Consider the following 20,870-nt stretch of genomic DNA (forward strand, 5'->3'; position numbering starts at 1 on the left):
CGGTCTCCAGGCAATGCGCAACGCTTGAACGCGACGTTGTAGGAGCGAGCTTGCTCGCGAAGGGGGGCTGCAGGTTCGCCAGCAAGCTGGCGCCTACGAGAAGCCGGCGCGGAACGGAGATTCTCATGGCGGGCTCCTCAGACTGCATTCTTGAGTTTCGGGTCCAGCGCATCGCGCAGGCCGTCGCCCATCAGGTTAATCGCCAGCACGCTGAGCAGGATGGTCAGGCCAGGCAGCGAAACCACCCACCAGGCGCGTTCGATGTAGTCGCGCGCGGAGGCCAGCATGGTGCCCCACTCGGGAGTGGGCGGCTGCACGCCAAGGCCGAGGAAGCCCAGGGCGGCGGCGTCGAGGATGGCCGAGGAGAAGCTCAGGGTGGCCTGGACGATCAGCGGCGCCATGCAGTTGGGCAGCACGGTGACGAACATCAGGCGCAGCAGGCCGGCACCGGCCAGACGCGACGCGGTGACGTAGTCGCGGTTCAGCTCGCCCATCACCGAGGCGCGGGTCAGGCGCACATAGGAGGGCAGGGAGACGATGGCGATGGCGATCACGGTGTTGATCAGGCCTGGGCCGAGGATGGCGACGATGGCCACGGCCAGCAGCAGCGACGGCAGGGCCAGCATGATGTCCATCACGCGCATGATCGATGGACCCAGCAGGCGCGGGAAGAAGCCTGCGAGCAGGCCGAACAGGATGCCTGGGATCAGCGACATCACCACCGAGGCCAGGCCGATCAGCAGGGACAGGCGGGCCCCAAAGATCAGGCGCGAGAGCAGGTCGCGGCCGAGTTCGTCGGTGCCGAGCAGGAACTGCGCCTGGCCGCCTTCCAGCCAGACCGGTGGGGTCAGCAGGAAGTCGCGGAACTGCTCGCTCGGGTCATGGGGTGCGACCCAGGGGGCGAACAGGGCGCAGAAGACGATCAGGATCATGAAGGCGAGGCCGCCGACGGCGCCCTTGTTGTGGGCGAAGGCCTTCCAGAACTCCTTCAGCGGGGAAGGGTAGAGGATGCTCGGGTCGACCTGGGGTTGCATTGTGGTCACGTCAGGTCTCCTTAACGCTGATGACGGATGCGTGGATTAACCAGGCCGTAGAGGATGTCCACGACGAAGTTCACCACGATCACCAGGCAGGCGATCAGCAGGATGCCGTTCTGCACCACCGGGTAGTCGCGGGCACCGATGGCTTCGATCAGCCATTTACCAATGCCGGGCCAGGAGAAGATGGTTTCAGTCAGCACCGCACCCGCAAGCAGGGTGCCTACCTGCAGGCCGAAAACGGTGAGTACCGGGATCAGCGCGTTGCGCAGGCCGTGGACGAAGACCACGCGAGCCGGCGACAGGCCTTTGGCACGAGCGGTACGCACGTAGTCCTCGCGCAGCACTTCGAGCATCGCCGAACGGGTCATGCGGGCGATCACCGCCAGGGGGATGGTGCCCAGTACGATGGCGGGCAGGATCAGGTGGCGCAGGGCGTCGACGAAGGCACCTTCCTCTTCGGAATACAGGGTGTCGATGAGCATGAAGCCGGTTCTCGGCTCGATGTCGTAGAGCAGGTCGATGCGCCCTGACACTGGCGTCCAGCCCAGCCACACGGAGAAGAACATGATCAGCAGCAGGCCCCACCAGAAGATCGGCATCGAGTAGCCCGCCAGGGAAATGCCCATCACCCCGTGGTCGAATAGCGAGCCTCGCTTCAAGGCGGCGATCACGCCTGCAAGCACGCCGAGGGTGCCGGAGAAGATCAGCGCAGCGATGGCCAGTTCCAGGGTAGCGGGGAACAGCGTGAGGAACTCGTTCCAGACGCCTTCGCGAGTACGCAGCGATTCACCCAGGTCGCCCTGCGCCAGCTTGCCGATGTAGTCCAGGTACTGTTCCGGCAACGGTTTGTTGAGACCGAGGCGTTCCATGGCCTGGGCGTGCATTTCCGGGTCGACCCGACGTTCACCCATCATCACTTCCACCGGGTCGCCGGGAATCAGGCGGATCAGGGCGAAGGTGAGCAAGGTGACGCCGAAGAAGGTGGGGATCAGAAGTCCCAGTCGGCGTGCAATGAAACTCAGCATTTGGGCGAATCACTCCTCATCTTTGTAATGCTGGTCAGCGTCCTGACCATTCCCTGCAGTTTAGGCCGCATAGGTAAAGGCGCCGGTCCGATGGGAACGGGAAGGCGGCGCTTTGCGTTTGTGGTGGCAGGTGAGATTGGCCTCGGCCGGTCTACTCGCCGACTTGAGGTTGCGAAGGAGGCCGGTTCCCCGGCCTCGATCACTCAGCGTCCGTTGGAAACGCCATAGAAGCTGTTGCGTCCGAAGGGGCTGATCAGGAAGTCCTTCACGCTGGCGCGCATCGGTTGATAGACCGTGGAGTGCGCGATGGGGGTGATCGGTACCTGTTGCTGCAGGACGTGCTGGGCCTGCTTGTAGAGTTCGGTACGTTTCTCGACGTCGGCGGTGGCCTTGGCCGCTTTTACCAGCTTGTCGTAGCGGGCGTCGCACCATTTGGAGAAGTTGTTGCCGTCCACCGAGTCGCAGCCATAGAGCGTGCCCAGCCAGTTGTCCGGGTCACCGTTGTCGCCGGTCCAGCCGATCAGCATGGCGTCGTGCTCGCCGGCGTGGGCGCGCTTGATGTACTCGCCCCATTCGTAGCTGACGATGCGCGCCTTGATGCCGATCTTCGCCCAGTCGGCCTGGAGCATTTCGGCCATCAGCTTGGCGTTGGGGTTGTACGGACGCTGAACCGGCATCGCCCAGAGGGTGATCTCGGTGCCTTCGGCAACGCCGGCGGCTTTCAGCAGTTCCTTGGCCTTTTCCGGGTTGAAGTCGCGGTCCTTGATGGATTCGTCATAGGACCACTGGGTCGGCGGCATGCCGTTCACGGCCAGTTGGCCAGCGCCCTGGTATACGGCGTCGATGATGGCTTTCTTGTTCACAGCCATGTCCAGCGCCTGGCGCACTTCGAGTTTGTCGAAGGGCGCGCGGGTGACGTTGTAGGCGATGTAGCCGAGATTGAAACCGGGCTCGCTCGGCACCTGCAGGTTCGGGTCCTTCTTCAGGGCCTCGATATCAGCAGGACGCGGGTTGAGGGTGACCTGGCATTCGCCGGCCTTGAGCTTCTGGGTACGCACCGAGGCATCGGTATTGATGGCGAAGATCAGGTTGTCGATCTTCACGTCTTGCGGTTTCCAGTAGTCCTTGTTGCCGGTGAAGCGGATCTGCGCGTCCTTCTGGTAGCGCTTGAGCACGAAGGGGCCTGTGCCGATGGGCTTCTGGTTGATGTCGGCGGCCTTGCCGGCCTTGAGCAACTGGTCGGCGTACTCGGCGGACTGGATCGCGGCGAAGTTCATTGCCAGGTTCTGGATGAAGGCAGCGTCCACGTCGTTCAGGGTGAAGGCCACGGTCATGTCGTCGACCTTCTCCACCTTGGCGATGTTCTTGTCCAGACCCATGTCGGTGAAGTAGGGGAACTCGGTGGGGTACGCCTTGCGGAACGGGTGATCCTTGTCGAGCATGCGCTGGAAGGTGAAGAGCACGTCGTCGGCGTTGAACTCGCGGGTCGGCTTGAAGTAGTCGGTGGTGTGGAACTTCACGCCGGGGCGCAAGTGGAAGACGTAGCGCTTGCCGTCTTCACTGATGTCCCAACTGCTGGCCAGGGTCGGTTCGACCTTGGTGCTGCCGCGCTGGAACTGGGCCAGGCGGTTGAAGATGGTTTCCGAGGTCGCATCGAAGTCGGTGCCGGTGGTGTATTGGCCCGGATCGAAGCCGGCGGGGCTGCCTTCGGAGCAGAAGACCAGGTTGCTGGCGGCGTGGGTGAAGCCGGAGCCGAGGAGCAGACCGGCGGCGATCATGGTCTTGAACTTGGTTTTCTGACGCATGCGAACCTCATTGTTGTTGTTCTGAGGGCGGCGTTTCAGGTGGTCGAAGCCTGTGGTGTCCGTTGCACCTGACCCTGCGGCTTCGTGGGCCGCAGGCTGCCCGTCATTCGCGAGCCGAGGGGCCGGATGCCGGCGTACCCGGGCGGGCGATGGCGGCGAATGGGAAAGGGATGCTTGCGCCTCCGCCGGCCGAGGCCGAACTTAAGTGATGCTGAAATTAAGGTCAACTTAAATTCAGTGCTGCTTACTTCCGGGAACTGGCCGGTCAGGGCGTGGGATGGTCGTCGAAAAGACCCATGGTGGTGACGGTCAGAACCTCGGCGACTTCGTCGCCGGAATTGGCGAGGAAATGCGGCTTGGCGGCATCGAAATGGACCGAATCGCCTGGGCCGAGCGGGTAGTTGCGACCTTCGATGGTGTAAACGATCTGTCCGGTCAGCACATAGGCGAACTCGGAGCCTTCGTGGGAAATGAGTTCGGACTGGTAACCCACCGGCATGCTCATCTTCACTGCATTGATGAGGTTGCCGGGGAAGTTGCTGGACAGGCGCTCGTAGGCCAGCGGCTGGCCGCCGATGGTGTAGCGCACGCGCTGACCGTGGTGGGAATCGGGCTGGTGCTGGACGGGCTGGTCGAACAGGGCGTTGAGTGGAATCCCCAGCGATCTGGCGATGTTCGCCAGGGAGGAGATCGACACACCGGTGAGGTTGCGTTCCGCCTGGGACAGGAAACTGGCCGTGAGACCCGACTCGGCGGCGACTTGGTTCAGGGTCTTGTGGGCGGCGCGGCGATAGCGGCGCAACCGTTCGCCGATCTGTTCTACGGTCATTGGCGTGGCTCTTGTTCTGAAGGGCGCCAGTATAACGGGCGGCGCATTGTAGAAAAGGCTTGTCGCCTTATTGAAATTAAGTGGGACTGAAAATTGGCGTTGACGATAATTTAAGTGGAACTTAAATTCGGCGCACTGCAACACGACTCGGGAGAACAACATGACAGTAGGTGTAGGCGGCAAGACTTCGGAACAGGCACTGGCTGGCCTGTCGAGCATGGTCGCGGGAATGGGCCCGATCGGCCTCGGCGAGTACCAGGCGCGCATTGCCAAGGCCCAGGGCCTGATGCGTGACCAGGGCATCGCGGCCATCTACCTGAATGCCGGCAGCAACCTGCGCTACTTCACCGGGGTTAAGTGGAGCCCGAGCGAACGCATGGTCGGCGCCGTGCTCCCTGCCAATGGCCAACTGGCCTATATCGCCCCAGCGTTCGAGGAGGGCACCATTCGCGATTTTCGCGAGGTGGACGGTGTTATCCACACCTGGCAGGAACACGAGAGCCCCTATCGCCTGCTGCTGGAGATACTGGTCGGCATGGGCATCGCTGCCGACGCCAAGGTTGGTCTGTGTCCGTCGCTGGCCTTCTTCATGTACGACGGTATCCGCCGCCTCGACTCGGGCTTCGATTTCATCGATGCAGCCTGTGTGATCAACCCCTGCCGCTTCCACAAGTCCGCGACCGAGCTGGCGCTGATGCAGCGCGCCAAGGACATGACCCTGGAAGTGCACAAAGCTGCCGCGAGCATCCTGCGCGAGGGCATCAGCACCACCGAAGTTGCCGAGTTCATCCACCAGGCGCACCGCAAGGTGGGCGCGCCGGGTTCGACGTTCTGCATCGTGCTGTTCGGTGAGGCCAGCGCGTTTCCACACGGCGTGAAGCATGCGCAGGTACTCAAGGACGGCGACATGGTGCTGATCGACACCGGTTGCCAGCTCCATGGCTATCAGTCGGATATCACTCGCAGCTACGTGTTCGGGACACCGAGCGAACGCCAGCGCGCCCTGTGGAACACCGAGAAGGCCGCACAGCAGGCCGCCTTCGACGCCGCGCGTCTGGGTGAGCCCTGCGCGGTGGTGGACGCTGCGGCCCGCCGCAGCCTGGAGGCTGCCGGTCTGGGCCCGGACTACCAACTGCCCGGCCTGCCCCATCGCACTGGTCACGGTATCGGAATGGATATCCATGAAGGTCCCTACCTGGTACGCGGCGACGCGACGCCGCTGGCCGAGGGCATGTGCTTCTCCAACGAGCCGATGATCTGCGTGCCGGGCGAGTTCGGTATTCGCCTGGAGGACCACTTCTACATGACCGCGTCCGGGCCACGCTGGTTTACCCAGCCGAGCCATTCCATCGACGATCCGTTCGGGTTGGAGGCCTGAGGGCAGGTCTTCGACCTGCTTTCGCGACTGAGGTCGCTCCCACGGGGACAGTGCAAGGCTGAGCGCCGGCACGGACGCCCTCCTCGCCCTCTGGGAGAGGGCTGGGGTGAGGGAGGTCGAGGTCCGCTCTGACTCTGAAGGGCAGGCCTGTGGTCTGCTTGGCGAATGAATTCGCCTCTACAGGGAAACGGTCTACGGGTTCACCTTAACCCGCGCGAAATTGTTCGATCCCATCGGGTTCAGCTGGAACCCCTCCACGCCTTTGCGCACAGCAGCGAACTGCTTGGGATGCGCGAGGGGAATCCACGGCGCCTGTTCGTGGAAGATCGCCAGGGCCTGGCGATAGAGCTCTGCGCGCCGGGTCGGATCGGTGATGGCGCGGGCCTCGCGGATCAGGCCGTCGAATTCCTGGTTGCACCAGCCGGCCTGGTTCTCACCGGACTTCGCCGCTGCGCAGGACAGGTTCGGCGTGAGGAAGTTGTCCGGGTCGCCGTTGTCGCCAGCCCAGCCCATGAACACCAGGTCGTGTTCACCGTTCTTGGCGCGCTTGATCAGCTCGCCCCATTCATACACACGAATCTCCGCCTTGATGCCGATCGCGGCCAGATCGGCTTGGAGCATCTGTGCGCCAATGCCGGGATTGGGGTTGGTCGGGCCACCGCCGGGGCGGGTCCAGATGGCGAGTTTGAAGCCATCCTTGTGACCGGCCTCAGCCATTAGCTGCCGCGCCTTCGCCGGGTCGTGGGGCCACGGCACGATCTTGTCGTTGAAGCCCAGCAGGGTGGCCGGGTACGGCGCAACGGAGAGGCTCGCGTTGCCCTCGCCGAACTGCGCGCGCAAGTAAGCACGAGTGTCGAAGGCCAGGTTGATGGCCTGGCGCACACGGACGTCATCCAGCGGGGGATGGCGGGTGTTGATGCCGACGTAGGCAGTGAGCAGGGAGTCCAGCTCAAGCACTTGCAGCTCCGGCTCCTGGCGCAGGCCGGCGATGTCCGTGGGGCGTGGGTAGACCGCTATATGACAGGCGTCGGCCTTGAGCTGCTGTACGCGTACATTGGGATCGGGGGTGATGGCGAACAGCAGTTTCTCCACCGCTGGCTTGCCTGCCCAGTACGTCGGGTTGGCATGGAAACGGATCTGCGCATCCTTTCGGTAGCGCTCGAAGACGAAGGGGCCAGTCCCTACCGGCTCGCGGTTGAGCTGGTCCGTCTTGCCGGCTTTCAGCAACTGGTCGGCGTATTCGGCGGAATAGATGGAGGTGAAGCCCATGGCCAGGTCGGCCAGGAAGGGCGCCTCGGGGTGTTTCAGGGTGAAGCGTACGCGGTGCTCGCCGAGTTTCTCGATGCGCTCGATCAACTGGGCGAAGGCCATGGATTCGGCATAGGGGAATCCGCGCGGGGACAGCTTGTGCCAGGGATGCCTGGGGTCCAGTTGGCGCTGGAAGCTCCAGAGCACGTCGTCGGCGTTGAACTCGCGGCTGGGGGTGAACCAGGGCGTGCTGTGGAAGGTGACTCCCTTGCGCAGCTCGAACTCGTAGGCCAGGCCGTCCGGGCTGATGCTCCAGCTTTCCGCCAGGCCCGGTTGCAGCCGGGTGCTGCCGGGAGCGAACTGCACCAGGCGGTCGAAGACGGTTTCGGCGGAGGCATCGGCCGTGGTGGCGGCGGTGTACTGGACGATATCGAAGCCCTCGGGGCTGGCTTCGGTGCAGACCACCAGGGACTGGCTGGCCATTGAATAGAGGGGAAGGCACAGAGCGAGGGACAACAGGCTTCGGCGCATCGGACTTCCTTGATGGGGTAAACGAAACGGAGCCCGAACAGGCGGTGTGAAAATTGCTGCGCTTGGTGATGCTGCGTTGAAGACCGCCTCAAAATGCTCATTTACAACTCGTAAACTGTGCTTTTTCGGCGGTCTTCGCTTTGCCTGACCTTCGCTCGCGACGTTTTCACATAGCCTGTGAAGGCCCCGTTTGCCGGCTTACTTGCCGACGCTCACGCCATAGAAGGAGTTGAGCGCGAACGGGCTGATCTTGAAGTCCTGCACGTTCTTGCGCATCGGTTGGTAGACCGTGGAGTGGGCGATCGGGGTGATCGGCACGTTGTCCTTGAGGATGTGCTGGGCCTGCTTGTACATCTCGGTACGCTTGGCCTGATCCGGAGTGGCCTTGGCTTGCTTGATCAGCTTGTCGTAGCTGGCGTCGCACCACTTGGAGAAGTTGTTGCCGTCGACAGCGTCGCAACCGTAGAGGGTACCCAGCCAGTTGTCCGGGTCACCGTTGTCGCCGCTCCAGCCGATCAGCATGGCGTCGTGCTCGCCGCCCTTGGCGCGCTTGATGTACTCGCCCCATTCGTAGGTGACGATCTTGGCCTTGATGCCTACCTTGGCCCAGTCGGACTGAAGCATTTCGGCCATCAGCTTGGCGTTAGGGTTGTACGGACGCTGAACCGGCATGGCCCAGAGGGTGATTTCGGTGCCTTCGGCAACGCCGGCGGCTTTCAGCAGTTCCTTGGCCTTCTCCGGGTTGTAGCCGGCGTCCTTGATGGACTCGTCGTAGGACCACTGGGTCGGCGGCATGCCGTTCACGGCCAGTTGGCCAGCGCCCTGGTAGACGGCGTCGATGATGGCTTTCTTGTTTACTGCCATGTCCAGCGCCTGGCGCACTTCAAGCTTGTCGAACGGCTTGTGGGTGACGTTGTAGGCGATGTAGCCGAGGTTGAAGCCCGGCTGCGACGGCATGTTCAGGTTGGCGTCTTTCTTCAGCGAATCCAGGTCGGCCGGACGCGGGAAGAGGGTGACCTGGCATTCGCCAGCCTTGAGCTTCTGCATGCGCACCGAGGCGTCGGTGTTGATGGCGAAGATCAGGTTGTCGATCTTCACCTCGCCCGGCAGCCAGTAGTCCTTGTTGCCCTTGAAGCGAATCTGCGCGTCTTTCTGGTAACGGCTGAACACGAACGGGCCGGTGCCGATGGGCTTCTGGTTGATGTCGGCGGCCTTGCCGGCCTTCAACAACTGGTCGGCGTATTCGGCGGACTGGATGGAGGCGAAGCTCATGGCCAGGTTCTGGATAAAGGCTGCATCCACGCCATTGAGGGTGAACTTGACGGTGTTGTCGTCGACCTTCTCCACCTTGGCGATGTTGGCGTCCATGCCCATGTCGGTGAAGTAGGGGAATTCGGTGGGGTACGCCTTGCGGAACGGGTGGTCCTTGTCGAGCATGCGCTGGAAGGTGAAGAGCACGTCGTCGGCGTTGAATTCGCGGGTCGGCTTGAAGTAGTCGGTGGTGTGGAACTTCACGCCCTTGCGCAGGTGGAAGGTGTAGCTGAGGCCATCGGGGGATACGTCCCACTTCTCGGCCAGGCCCGGGATAACCGCGGTACCGCCACGCTCGAACTGGGTCAGGCGGTTGAATACGGTTTCAGCGGCGGCGTCGAAGTCGGTGCCGGTGGTGTATTGGCCCGGGTCGAAACCGGCGGGGCTGCCTTCGGAGCAGAACACCAGGTTGCTTGCAGCACTGGCGAAAGGTGCGCTGGCGATCAGCCCAGCGGCGACAAGTGCCTGGATGACGGCGTTTTTACGCATGTTGACCTCATGTTTATTCTGTTTGTCATCTTGAGGGGCCCTTTGTGAGGGCCTTGCGAGAAGCTATGCAGGGCATATGCCCGACGCAATAGCTGGACCGGAAAGAGTGTAGTAGGTGGAATAAAGCTGTAAGGCCTTGTCGCAATTCTGCAAATCCAGGCCGCGGGCGAGGGGAGGGCGCTGCCCCGCAAGCGGCAGCGCCCAGCGCCTGATCAGGGCATCTGCACTTCGATGGTGCCGTCTGCACTGACGCTGACGCGGCTGGTGCCGGCTTCGATCTCGGGGGCGGCGGCGCCATCGGCGTAACCCTTGGCAGCCATGGCACGCATCATGATCGGCTGTGGCGGCTGGAAGCCGGCGCTGTTCAGGCTCAGGTTGACCAGCTTGTAGCCCTTGCCGCCGAGGGCGTCGGTAGCCAGTTGTGCGCGGGCTTTAAAGGCGTCCACGGCCTGTTTGATCAGATCGTCTTCGTGGGTCTTGCGGGTCTTCTCGGCGATGCTGAAGTTCATCCCCGCCATCTTCAGGTCACCCAGCATATCGGCGCTGAGCTGGGACAGGGTGGCGAAGTCGGCACTCTCCAGGCGAAGTTCCGCGCGCTCGCGCCAGGCGGTGATCTTCTGGCCTTTCTCGTCGTACACCGGGTAGCTGTTGCGGCTGCCCAGGCTGACGGTCACGCCCTTGGCCTTGCGGGCCTTTTCCACGGCGGCGTTGAGGGTGCGGGTGATCTCGTCGGCGAGCTTGGCCGGGTCGGTGTTCTGCGACTCGCTATAAAGAGTGACGTGCATCAGGTCATGGGCCACTTCCTGGCTGACCTCGGCACGTACGGCTACCTGGTTGTAGTGCACATCGTCGGCCGCCTGGGCCGAGAGGCTGCCAAGGCTGGCGGCGCAAAGGGCAAGGGCGGCGGCGAGGCGAGTGAACTTGGGCATGACGACTCCTTGTGGGACAGGTTTCCGCGCGGGTTGCGCGGTGTTTCTCCGTATTGGACGAGGGTAAACGGCCATTCGGGTTAACGGCGACGCAAATTGACCAGAAATCGGGACGGTTGTTCCAGCCAATGCTGGCTTTCTGATTGTGGGGGAGTTCATTCGCCAGGCAGGCCGCAGGTCTGCCCTGGGAAGTCGAGGGGGCAGCTGCGCCTTCCTTGGCGAATGGGTTCGCTCCTACAGAAGTTCCATTGCCGCCCCGGCGTGGACTCACTGCGGCGAGTTGCCGCACAGAGGCGGGCCGAGGTGTGCCTTGGTTATACTCCGGCGATTCCTGGGAGTGCACATGCTAGAACCCGTACAACTTCTGTCTGCCAGCCGCCAGAACCTACTGCGGCTGACCCTGATTCGCATCCTCGTCCTGGCCGCCCAGGCCGGTTCGGTAGGACTTGCCTACAAGGCCCAGCTGCTGCAATTGCCCTGGATCGCTCTGAGCCTGACTCTCGGGGTCTCGCTGGTACTTTGCGTCGGCACGGCCTTGCGTCTGCGCGGCCCCTGGCCGGTGACGGAGCTGGAGTACTCCGTCCAACTCGGCTTCGACCTGGTTATCCACAGTGTGCTGCTGTACTTCTCGGGGGGCTCCACCAACCCCTTCGTTTCCTATTACCTGGTGCCGCTGACCATCGCCGCGGCGACCCTGCCCTGGCTCTACACCCTGACCCTCTCCGGTCTCGCGTTGGCGGCGTACACCCTGCTACTGGTGTTGTTCCATCCGTTGGAGATGCCTACTGGCCAGCGTGAGTCCCTGCTGATTTACGGCATGTGGCTGAGCTTTGCCCTGGCGGCGGCGCTGATCACCTTCTTCGTCGCCCGCATGGCCGACGAACTGCGTCGACAGGACCAGTTGCAGGCGGTGCGCCGTGAAGAAAGCATGCGCGACCAGCAGTTGCTGGCCGTGGCCACCCAGGCCGCTGGCGCTGCCCACGAGCTGGGCACCCCGCTGGCGACCATGAGCGTGCTACTCAAGGAGCTGCGCCAGGAGCATGGCGACAAGCCCAGCCTGCAGGACGACTTGGCCCTGTTGCAGGAGCAGGTGATGCTATGCAAGGACACCTTGCAGCACTTGGTGCGTGCTGCCGAAGCTGATCGTCGCCAGGCGGTGGTGGAACAGTCGGTGATCGAGTGGCTGGAAGTCACCCTCAACCGCTGGCACCTGATGCGTCCGGAAGCCACCTACCGCTACCAGTGCATGGGACTTGGCGTGGCGCCCCGGTTGAAACCGCCGGCAGACCTGTCCCAGGCATTGCTGAACCTGCTAAACAACGCCGCCGATGCCTGCCCGGAAAAGCTCGACATTCGCGTCAACTGGGACCACCAGTGGATGGTACTGACCATCCGCGACCATGGCGCCGGCGTCCCCCTGGCTATTGCCGAGCAACTGGGGCGACCATTCTTTACCACCAAGGGCAAGGGTTTCGGTCTTGGTCTGTTCCTGAGCCAGGCCAGCGTTACCCGTGCCGGCGGTACGGTTAAACTTTATAACCATGAAGAAGGCGGCACCCTGACTGAGTTGCGCCTGCCGCGCAGTTACGGCGTCGCCTGAGTGCCTTGACGAAGAGGAAGCGAGATGACTGACGAACCCCTGATCGAAGGCGAAGAACAACCCCATCTGCTGCTGGTGGACGATGATGCCACCTTCACCCGCGTGATGGCCCGGGCCATGGCCCGCCGCGGGCTGCGCGTAACGGTCGCGGGCTCCGCCGAAGAAGGCCTGCTGCTGGCCAAGGACGACCTGCCCGACTACGCCGTGCTGGACCTGAAGATGGACGGCGATTCCGGCCTGGTGCTGCTGCCCAAGCTGCTCGAGCTGGATGCGGAGATGCGCGTGGTGATCCTCACCGGCTATTCGAGCATCGCCACCGCTGTGGAAGCCATCAAGCGCGGTGCCACCAACTACCTGTGCAAGCCTGCCGACGCCGACGACGTTCTGACCGCGCTGCTCTCCGAGCATGCCGACCTGGACAGCCTGGTGCCGGAAAACCCGATGTCGGTGGACCGCCTGCAGTGGGAGCACATCCAGCGTGTGCTGGCCGAGCATGATGGCAACATCTCCGCCACCGCCCGTGCCTTGGGCATGCACCGCCGGACCTTGCAGCGCAAGCTGCAGAAGCGTCCCGTGCGCCGCTGACCCTTCATTGCTCGCTCTTTGTGGGGGTGAGTGAATTCGCCCCCACAAGGTAATTTCCTTTCCGCCCTTGGTATCCTTAGCCGCCTAACTATTCCCTCCGCCAAGGTTCGCCATGCTCGCCGTCGTTCAGCAGACCCTCAGCATCACCGCTCCGGTGTTCTCCATGCTGTTCCTGGGCGTGGGTCTCAAGCGCCTCGGCTGGATCGACGATTCCTTCGTCAACACTGCATCGTCACTGGTGTTCAAGGGCACGATGCCGACGCTGCTGTTCCTCGGGATCGTCCAGGCGGACCTGCGCACGGCGTTGCAGCCGGCGCTCATCGCCTATTTCGTTGCGGCGACCATCGTCTGTTTCCTGATCGGCTGGGGCTGGGCGATCCTGCGCTGCCCGGCAGAGGATCGCGGCATCTACACGCAGGGCGCCTTCCGCGGCAACAACGGCATCATCGGCCTGGCCCTGGCCACCAGCATGTACGGCGACTACGGCCTGTCGGTGGGTAGCATCCTCGGCGCGGTAGTGATCCTCAGCTACAACACGCTCTCTTCGATCGTACTGGCGATCTACAGTCCGAATGCCAAGAGCGACCCGCTGAGCCTTGCCAGAAGCATCATCAGCAACCCTCTGATCATCGGTGTGCTGGCAGCCGTTCCGGTCGCCTACTGGCAATTGCCGCTGCCGAAATGGCTGATGACGTCGGGCGAGTACTTCGCACAGATGACCCTGCCGCTGGCGCTGATCTGCATCGGCGGCACCCTGTCGCTGGCTTCCCTGCGTTCCAGCGGCAAGATCGCGGTCAGCGCCAGTCTGATGAAGATGGTCTGGCTGCCGATCCTGGCGACCTGCGGCGCCTGGCTGTGCGGGTTCCGCGAGGCGGACCTGGCGATCCTGTTCCTCTACTTCGCCAGCCCGACCGCTGCGGCAAGCTTCGTCATGGCCCGCGCGGTGAACGCCAACCACGAACTGGCAGCGGCCATCATCGTGATGACTACCCTGGCGGCAGTGGTAACCACCAATATCGGGCTGTTCGTGTTGCAGTGGGCGGGCTGGATCTGAGAGCCAGTTTGGAGGTGGTCCGGATGAAAACCTCGAAGCGGGCGAGGGGGGATCAAGCCTTCTGGTAGTCGTCGATGACTTCCTGGGCAGCGCGGAAGGCATCGATAGCGGCGGGAACGCCGGCGTAGACGGCGCAGTGCAGCAGCGCTTCGCGAATTTCCTCGACCGTGCAGCCATTGTTCAGTGCGCCCCGCACGTGGCCTTTCAGTTCTTGCGGGCACTTCAGTGCGGTGAGGGCAGCAAGGGTAATCAGGCTGCGGGTCTTGCGCGGCAGCCCTTCGCGGTTCCATACGCCGCCCCAGGCATGCTCGTTGACGAAGTCCTGCAGCGGTTGGGTGAACTCGGTGGCATTGCCCAGGGCGCGGTCGACGAAGGCGTCGCCCATGACTTCCCGGCGCACCTGCAGGCCGGATTTGCGTTCTTCGCTCATTGTGATTCTCCAGTCAGTCGAGGGATTCCACGCGCACGGGTGCCACGCCGGCCCGCAGCATGCCCAGCCGTTCGGCAGCCTCGCGCGACAGGTCGATGATCCGGCCACGGACATGTGGGCCGCGATCGTTGATGCGAACCACCACCGTGCGGTCGTTGTTCAGGTTGGTCACCTTGACCCGGCTACCGAAAGGCAAGGTGCGGTGAGCGGCAGTGAGGGCGTGTTGGTCGAAGCGCTCGCCGCTTGCAGTGCGCTTGCCATGGTGCCGGGAACCGTAATAGGACGCCTTGCCTTCGGCGCGATAGCCATGGCCGCTTTCTCCATTGCCACTACCGAAAGGGCTCGTGCTGCAGCCAGCAAGCACAAGAGCGAACGTGGGAACCCAGAGCAGGGATCGAAACATCGTGCATGCCTCGGACAAGAAAACGCCGGGCATGCCCGGCGTCCTCAAAGGGTGTTTCAACCTTCGAGCTTCTTCTTGAGCAAATCGTTCACCTGGCCAGGGTTGGCCTTGCCCTTGGACGCCTTCATGGCCTGGCCGACGAAGAAGCCGAACATCTTCGCGCGCTTGGCTTCGTCGCTGGCGCGGTACTGTTCGACCTGAGCAGCGTTGGCGGCCAACACTTCGTCCAGCATGGATTCGATGGCGCCGCTGTCGGTGACCTGCTTCAGACCTTTCTTCTCGATGATCTCGTCGGCGGAACCTTCGCCTGCGGCCATGGCTTCGAAGACCATCTTGGCGATCTTGCCAGAGATGGTGTTGTCCTTGATGCGCAGGATCATGCCGCCCAACTGCTCGGCGGAAACCGGAGACTGCTCGATCTCCAGGCCTTCCTTGTTGAGCAGGCTGGCCAATTCGACCATTACCCAGTTCGCGGCGAGCTTGGCGTCACCGCAGGCCTTGAATACGGCCTCGAAGTAATCGGCCATTTCACGGCTTGCGGAGAGCACACTGGCGTCGTAGGCAGACAGGCCGAACTCGCTCTGGAAACGCTCGCGCTTCTGATTCGGGAGCTCCGGCAGCTGGCTGCGGACTTCATCGAGGAAGCTCTGCTCGATCATCACCGGCAGCAGGTCGGGGCAGGGGAAGTAACGGTAGTCGTTGGCTTCTTCCTTGCCGCGCATGGAGCGGGTTTCGTCCTTGTTCGGGTCGTACAGGCGAGTTTCCTGTATCACCTTGCCACCATCCTCGATCAGCTCGATCTGACGCTGGATCTCGTGGTTGATGGCCTTTTCGATGAAGCGGAACGAGTTGACGTTCTTGATCTCGGCGCGAGTGCCGAACGCAGCCTGGCCTTTCGGGCGAACCGACACGTTGCAGTCGCAGCGCAGGGAGCCTTCGGCCATGTTGCCGTCACAGATGCCCAGGTAGCGAACCAGGGCGTGGATGGCCTTGACGTAGGCCACCGCTTCCTTGGCACTGCGGATATCCGGCTCGGAAACGATTTCCAGCAGCGGCGTGCCGGCACGGTTCAGGTCGATGCCGCTCATGCCGTGGAAGTCTTCATGCAGGCTCTTGCCGGCGTCTTCTTCCAGGTGCGCGCGGGTAATACCGATGCGCTTGACGGTGCCGTCTTCCAGCGTGATGTCGAGGAAGCCCTTGCCGACAATCGGCAGGTCCATCTGGCTGGTCTGGTAGCCCTTGGGCAGATCCGGATAGAAGTAGTTCTTGCGGGCGAAGACGTTCTTCTCGGCGATTTCGGCGTCGATGGCCAGGCCGAACTTGCAGGCCATGCGAACCGCTTCCGCGTTCAGCACCGGCAGGGTGCCAGGCATGCCGAGGTCAACCAGGCTGGCCTGGGTGTTTGGCTCGGCGCCGAAGGTGGTGGCGCTGCCGGAGAAAATCTTCGATTGGGTGCTGAGCTGGGCATGAATTTCCAGCCCGATGACGGTTTCCCATTGCATTTGTGGTGTTCCTCAATCCTGCTGTGCCTGAGCAGTCCCTCTCCCGCCCCTTCGGGCCACCCTCTCCCTGGAGGGAGAGGGGAAAAGGACGCATGGCGTTGCCATGGCTTAGAAGCCGGCCGGAGCGCGTTTGTGCCAGTCAGTCGCTTGCTGGTACTGGTGGGCGACGTTGAGCAGGCGGCTTTCCTGGAAGTAGGGCGCCAGCAGCTGCACGCCGACCGGCAGGCCATCGATGAAGCCGGCAGGCATGGAGAGTCCCGGCACGCCCGCCAGGTTGGCGGTGATGGTGTAGATATCTTCCAGGTACTGTGCGACCGGGTCGTTGTTTTTCTCGCCGAGTTTCCAGGCCGGGTTCGGCGTAGTCGGGCCGAGGATCACGTCGACCTCATTGAAGGCGCTGATGAAGTCATTCTTGATCAGGCGGCGGATCTTCTGTGCCTTCAGGTAGTAGGCGTCGTAGTAGCCGGCCGACAGGGCGTAGGTGCCGACCATGATGCGACGCTTCACTTCGGCGCCAAAGCCTTCGGCGCGGGAGCGCTTGTACAGGTCTTCCAGGTTCTGCGGGTTCTCGCAGCGATAGCCGAAGCGCACGCCGTCGAAACGCGACAGGTTGGAGGAGGCTTCCGCCGGCGCGATCACGTAGTACGCCGGGATGGCGTGCTGCATGTTCGGCAGGCTGATTTCCTTGACGGTGGCACCGAGCTTCTTCAGCTCTTCGACCACGGCCATCACCGCGTCGGCGATGCGGCTGTCGAGGCCTGCACCGAAATACTCCTTCGGCAGGCCGATGCGCAGGCCGGCCAGCGGCTGGTTCAGGCCGGCCAGGTAGTCATCCACCGGCTGGTCGACGCTGGTGGAGTCCTTCGGATCGAAGCCGGCGATGGCGCCCAGCATCAGCGCGCAGTCCTCGGCGGTGCGGGCCAGCGGTCCGCCCTGATCGAGGCTGGAGGCGTAGGCGATCATGCCCCAGCGGGAAACCCGGCCGTAGGTGGGCTTGATGCCGGTGAGGTTGGTGAAGGCGGCCGGCTGGCGAATCGAACCGCCAGTGTCGGTGCCGGTGGCAGCGGGCACCAGGCGCGCGGCGACAGCCGCGGCGGAGCCACCAGAGGAGCCGCCGGGAACGCGGTCCAGCGCCCAGGGGTTCTTCACCGCGCCGTAGTGGCTGGATTCGTTGGAGGAGCCCATGGCGAACTCGTCCATGTTCAGCTTGCCGAGGCTGACCGCGCCGGCGGCCTTGAGGCGGGCGACCACGGTGGCGTCGTAGGGAGCCTTGAAGCCGCTGAGAATCTTCGAGGCGCAGCTGGTCAGCACGCCTTCGGTGCAAAACAGGTCCTTGTGGGCGATCGGCGCGCCGAGCAGGGCGCCTTGCTCACCGGCGGAGCGCCGTGCGTCGGCTGCCTTCGCCTGTTCGATGGCCGGTTCGTCGGTGATGCTGATGAAGCTGTTCAATTGCGGATCGAGCTGGTGGATGCGCGCGAGCAGGCCGCGGGTCAGCTCTTCAGCGGAGAATTCCTTGGCGGCAAGGCCGCGGGCGATCTCGGCGAGGGTCAGTTGATGCATGGGAAACCCTTTCCTTATTCGATGACTTTGGGCACGAGGTACAGACCGTTCTCGACGGCCGGCGCAATGGCCTGGTAGGCATCGCGACGATTTTCCTCGGTGACGCTATCGGCGCGCAGGCGCTGGGTGGCGTCGAGGGGGTGGGCCATGGGTTCGATACCGTCGGTATCAACCGCTTGCATGGCGTCGATCAGGCCGAGGATGTTGTTCAGGGTCTCGGTGGTACGCGGGATATCGGCCTCGTTCAGGCCCAGTCGGGCGAGATGGGCGATTTTTTCCACGTCGGAGCGTTCAAGCGCCATCGGGGGTCTCCAACTAGAAGCGGCCTGCGTGGGCAGTCGACCGTGCGGGAATCGAGCGGGGAACGGTGCTGCGAACGGGCGGTCAAAGGCCGCGATGATGGGCCTTGCTGGCCCGGAAAAACAGGCAATTTAACATATCGGCGCCTTGCCCAAAATCCCTGTCATTGTTAGAGTTTGCCGCACTTTTTTACCCACGCGTTGCCTAGGGTCCCTCTCCCATGTTCAAGAAACTGCGTGGCATGTTTTCCAGTGATCTGTCGATCGACCTGGGCACTGCCAATACCCTTATTTACGTGCGTGAGCGCGGTATCGTCCTCAACGAGCCCTCCGTGGTCGCCATCCGTAACCACGGCAACCAGAAGAGCGTGGTAGCCGTAGGTACCGACGCCAAGCGCATGCTGGGCCGTACTCCTGGCAACATTTCCGCCATCCGTCCGATGAAGGACGGTGTGATCGCCGACTTCAGCGTCTGCGAAAAGATGCTGCAGTACTTCATCAACAAGGTTCACGAGAACAGCTTCCTGCAGCCGAGCCCACGGGTCCTGATCTGCGTGCCGTGCAAATCCACCCAGGTGGAACGCCGTGCCATCCGTGAATCCGCCCTGGGCGCAGGCGCCCGCGAAGTCTTCCTGATCGAAGAGCCCATGGCCGCCGCCATCGGTGCTGGCCTGCCGGTTGAAGAAGCCCGCGGCTCCATGGTCGTGGACATCGGTGGTGGTACTACTGAAATCGCCCTGATCTCCCTGAATGGCGTGGTTTACGCCGAATCGGTACGTGTGGGCGGCGACCGCTTCGATGAATCCATCGTCACCTATGTGCGCCGCAACTACGGCAGCCTGATCGGCGAATCCACCGCCGAGCGCATCAAGCAGGAAATCGGCACCGCCTTCCCGGGTGGCGAGACCCGCGAGATCGACGTTCGTGGCCGTAACCTGGCCGAAGGCGTACCGCGCAGCTTCACTCTGAACTCCAACGAAGTGCTGGAAGCCCTGCAGGAGTCCCTGGCGACCATCGTCCAGGCAGTGAAGAGCGCCCTGGAACAATCTCCGCCGGAACTCGCTTCCGACATCGCCGAGCGCGGCCTCGTACTGACCGGTGGTGGCGCGCTGCTGCGTGATCTGGACAAACTGCTTGCCCAGGAAACCGGCCTGCCGGTGATCGTCGCTGAAGACCCGCTGACCTGCGTCGCCCGTGGTGGCGGCCGTGCCCTGGAGATGATGGATCGCCACGCGATGGACCTGCTCTCCACCGAATAAGGTTGGAGAGCGCTTAGCCATAGGAGCGGGCCATCAAGCCGCTATTCACCAAGGGACCTTCGCTCGGCGTACGCCTTCTGGTGTTCGCCGTGCTCTCGGCTGCGCTGATGGTGGTCGATGCCCGTTTCGACACCCTCAAGCCCATGCGCAGCCAGATGGGGCTGGTCCTCACGCCTTTCTATTGGTTGGCTGACCTGCCGGTGCGTGCCTGGGATGGCGTCAGCGACCAGTTCACCAGTCGCAGCACGCTGATTGCCGAGAACGAGAAACTCAAGGCCGAAGCCCTGTTGATGCAGCGTCGCCTACAGAAACTGGCGACCCTCACCGAACAGAACGTGCGCCTGCGCGAGTTGCTCAACTCCTCCGCCCTGGTGGACGAAAAGGTTCTGGTCGGTGAGTTGATCGGCGTAGACCCCAATCCCTTCACCCACCGCATCCTGATCGACAAGGGCGAGAAGGACGGTGTTTTCCTCGGCCAGCCGGTGCTCGATGCCCGCGGGCTGATGGGGCAGGTGGTCGAGGTGATGCCGTATACCGCTCGCGTACTGCTGCTGACCGATATCACCCACAGCATTCCGGTACAGGTGAACCGCAACGGCCTGCGCGCCATCGCCAGCGGCACCGGAAACCCCGAACGTCTCGAGCTGCGCCATGTGGCGGACACGGCCGATATCAAGGAAGGCGACCTGCTGGTGAGCTCCGGTCTCGGGCAGCGCTTCCCGGCCGGCTATCCGGTAGCCACGGTCAAGGAAGTCATCCATGACTCCGGCCAGCCTTTCGCTATCGTTCGTGCCGTCCCGACTGCCGCACTGAACCGCAGTCGCTACATGCTGCTGGTGTTCACCGATACCCGCAGCCCTGAGGAGCGCGCCAACGCGGCCGCCAAGGCCCAGGAGGCCGCCGACCGCGAAGCCGCGGGGCAACCTGCCCAGGGCGGCACGCCTGCCCCGGCCGCTCCGGCAGCCCAGGCACCAGCGGTCACCAGCCCCCCCGCAGCGCCTGCCGCTCCCGCCGCTACGCCCTCGCCAGCAGTGCCGAACCAGCCGCCTGCCGCGCAGAACGCCCAGGAGAGTCACTGATGGTCGGCCAGCGCTCCAACAACGGCTGGGTCATCTGGGTCAGCCTGATCCTGGCCCTGGTGCTCAGCGTCGGTCCTATCCCCAGCTTCATGGAGATCGGCCGCCCGCTCTGGCTGGCGCTCTTCCTCACTTACTGGACCCTCGCCCTGCCGCACCGCGTGGGCATGACCACAGCCTGGCTGCTGGGGCTGGCGGAGGACGTGCTCTACGGCACGCTGCTTGGGCAGAACGCCCTTATCCTCGCGCTGATCACTTTCCTGGTGCTGACGCTGCACCAGCGCTTGCGCATGTTCCCCATGTGGCAGCAGTGCCTCGTGCTGCTCGTTGTCTTCGGTCTGGCCCAGCTGGTGCAGCTGTGGCTCAATGCCCTCACCGGTAATCGTCCCCCGACCCTGGTCTTCCTGCTGCCCGCACTGGTCAGCGCGTTGCTCTGGCCCTGGGTATATGCCGCCCTGCGCGGTACGAGTCGCCGCCTCAACGTCAACTGATCGGCTTGCGGCCATGTCGCAAGCCT

Annotated in this window: 19 protein-coding genes; 7 read left to right on the plus strand and 12 right to left on the minus strand. The window is 63.3% G+C overall.

Annotated elements, in window-relative coordinates:
- Positions 1–137 precede the first annotated feature (137 nt).
- The 4 genes from SA496_RS02555 to SA496_RS02570 all read right to left on the minus strand — a co-directional run bounded on the left by SA496_RS02555 (position 138) and on the right by SA496_RS02570 (position 4,699).
- Positions 138–1,034 carry an ABC transporter permease subunit gene (locus SA496_RS02555; RefSeq protein ID WP_120652930.1) on the minus strand — a complete coding sequence of 299 codons (897 nt, stop codon included), beginning with the start codon at positions 1,032–1,034 and terminating at the stop codon, positions 138–140.
- A 20-nt stretch (positions 1,035–1,054) separates the two neighbouring features.
- Positions 1,055–2,065: an ABC transporter permease subunit gene (locus SA496_RS02560; RefSeq protein WP_120652929.1), complete on the minus strand. Its 1,011-nt coding sequence runs from the start codon at positions 2,063–2,065 to the stop codon at positions 1,055–1,057.
- Between the two features lie 203 nt (positions 2,066–2,268).
- On the minus strand, positions 2,269–3,843 hold the full coding sequence (locus tag SA496_RS02565; protein ID WP_330115615.1) for an ABC transporter substrate-binding protein: 1,575 nt from the start codon (positions 3,841–3,843) through the stop codon (positions 2,269–2,271).
- A gap of 292 nt (positions 3,844–4,135) precedes the next feature.
- The gene (locus tag SA496_RS02570; protein WP_330115018.1) at positions 4,136–4,699 is read right to left on the minus strand and encodes a helix-turn-helix domain-containing protein; all 564 of its coding nucleotides are present in this window, start codon (positions 4,697–4,699) and stop codon (positions 4,136–4,138) included.
- A 160-nt stretch (positions 4,700–4,859) separates the two neighbouring features.
- Between SA496_RS02570 and SA496_RS02575 the strand changes: the two genes are divergently transcribed.
- Entirely contained in the window at positions 4,860–6,077 is a 1,218-nt protein-coding gene (locus SA496_RS02575; protein WP_330115019.1) for a M24 family metallopeptidase, read from the plus strand.
- Positions 6,078–6,269: 192 nt separating this feature from the next.
- On the opposite strand, the gene SA496_RS02580 is transcribed toward SA496_RS02575, so the two are convergent.
- The 3 genes from SA496_RS02580 to SA496_RS02590 form a co-directional block, all read right to left on the minus strand.
- A complete protein-coding gene (locus SA496_RS02580) occupies positions 6,270–7,856 on the minus strand; it encodes an ABC transporter substrate-binding protein (protein ID WP_120652925.1) in 1,587 nt (528 codons plus the stop codon).
- Positions 7,857–8,054: 198 nt separating this feature from the next.
- Complete coding sequence (locus tag SA496_RS02585) at positions 8,055–9,656, minus strand: ABC transporter substrate-binding protein (protein WP_120652924.1); 1,602 nt, start codon at positions 9,654–9,656, stop codon at positions 8,055–8,057.
- A 212-nt stretch (positions 9,657–9,868) separates the two neighbouring features.
- Positions 9,869–10,585 carry an SIMPL domain-containing protein gene (locus tag SA496_RS02590; RefSeq protein ID WP_120652923.1) on the minus strand — a complete coding sequence of 239 codons (717 nt, stop codon included), beginning with the start codon at positions 10,583–10,585 and terminating at the stop codon, positions 9,869–9,871.
- 343 nt (positions 10,586–10,928) lie between these two features.
- On the opposite strand from SA496_RS02590, the gene SA496_RS02595 reads away from it, so the two are divergent.
- From SA496_RS02595 to SA496_RS02605, 3 genes are all read left to right on the plus strand, one after another.
- On the plus strand, positions 10,929–12,185 hold the full coding sequence (locus SA496_RS02595) for an ATP-binding protein (RefSeq protein WP_120652922.1): 1,257 nt from the start codon (positions 10,929–10,931) through the stop codon (positions 12,183–12,185).
- Positions 12,186–12,209: 24 nt separating this feature from the next.
- Positions 12,210–12,770 carry a response regulator transcription factor gene (locus SA496_RS02600; RefSeq protein ID WP_120652921.1) on the plus strand — a complete coding sequence of 187 codons (561 nt, stop codon included), beginning with the start codon at positions 12,210–12,212 and terminating at the stop codon, positions 12,768–12,770.
- A 112-nt stretch (positions 12,771–12,882) separates the two neighbouring features.
- Positions 12,883–13,824 (plus strand): AEC family transporter, encoded by a 942-nt coding sequence (locus SA496_RS02605; RefSeq protein ID WP_120652920.1) that lies wholly within the window; start codon positions 12,883–12,885, stop codon positions 13,822–13,824.
- Between the two features lie 52 nt (positions 13,825–13,876).
- On the opposite strand, the gene SA496_RS02610 is transcribed toward SA496_RS02605, so the two are convergent.
- The 5 genes from SA496_RS02610 to gatC all read right to left on the minus strand — a co-directional run bounded on the left by SA496_RS02610 (position 13,877) and on the right by gatC (position 18,021).
- Positions 13,877–14,254 (minus strand): carboxymuconolactone decarboxylase family protein, encoded by a 378-nt coding sequence (locus tag SA496_RS02610; RefSeq protein ID WP_120652919.1) that lies wholly within the window; start codon positions 14,252–14,254, stop codon positions 13,877–13,879.
- A 13-nt stretch (positions 14,255–14,267) separates the two neighbouring features.
- Positions 14,268–14,657 (minus strand): septal ring lytic transglycosylase RlpA family protein, encoded by a 390-nt coding sequence (locus tag SA496_RS02615; RefSeq protein ID WP_120655273.1) that lies wholly within the window; start codon positions 14,655–14,657, stop codon positions 14,268–14,270.
- Between the two features lie 56 nt (positions 14,658–14,713).
- Positions 14,714–16,159 (minus strand): Asp-tRNA(Asn)/Glu-tRNA(Gln) amidotransferase subunit GatB, encoded by a 1,446-nt coding sequence (gene gatB / locus SA496_RS02620; protein ID WP_120652918.1) that lies wholly within the window; start codon positions 16,157–16,159, stop codon positions 14,714–14,716.
- Positions 16,160–16,267: 108 nt separating this feature from the next.
- A complete protein-coding gene (gene gatA, locus SA496_RS02625; protein WP_120652917.1) occupies positions 16,268–17,719 on the minus strand; it encodes an Asp-tRNA(Asn)/Glu-tRNA(Gln) amidotransferase subunit GatA in 1,452 nt (483 codons plus the stop codon).
- A gap of 14 nt (positions 17,720–17,733) precedes the next feature.
- Positions 17,734–18,021: an Asp-tRNA(Asn)/Glu-tRNA(Gln) amidotransferase subunit GatC gene (gene gatC / locus SA496_RS02630; RefSeq protein ID WP_120652916.1), complete on the minus strand. Its 288-nt coding sequence runs from the start codon at positions 18,019–18,021 to the stop codon at positions 17,734–17,736.
- A 218-nt stretch (positions 18,022–18,239) separates the two neighbouring features.
- Here gatC and mreB point away from each other — a divergent pair, with 218 nt between their 5' ends.
- The 3 genes from mreB to mreD all read left to right on the plus strand — a co-directional run bounded on the left by mreB (position 18,240) and on the right by mreD (position 20,844).
- Positions 18,240–19,277, plus strand: coding sequence for a rod shape-determining protein MreB (gene mreB, locus SA496_RS02635; RefSeq protein ID WP_069082281.1), 1,038 nt, complete (start codon positions 18,240–18,242; stop codon positions 19,275–19,277).
- Between the two features lie 80 nt (positions 19,278–19,357).
- Entirely contained in the window at positions 19,358–20,356 is a 999-nt protein-coding gene (gene mreC, locus SA496_RS02640; RefSeq protein ID WP_372240591.1) for a rod shape-determining protein MreC, read from the plus strand.
- Entirely contained in the window at positions 20,356–20,844 is a 489-nt protein-coding gene (gene mreD, locus SA496_RS02645; protein WP_120652914.1) for a rod shape-determining protein MreD, read from the plus strand. Before mreC ends, mreD begins: the two co-directional genes overlap by 1 nt.
- The last annotated feature ends 26 nt before the right edge of the window (positions 20,845–20,870 follow it).

Source organism: Pseudomonas sp. JS3066 (assembly GCF_036328175.1).
GTDB lineage: Bacteria > Pseudomonadota > Gammaproteobacteria > Pseudomonadales > Pseudomonadaceae > Metapseudomonas.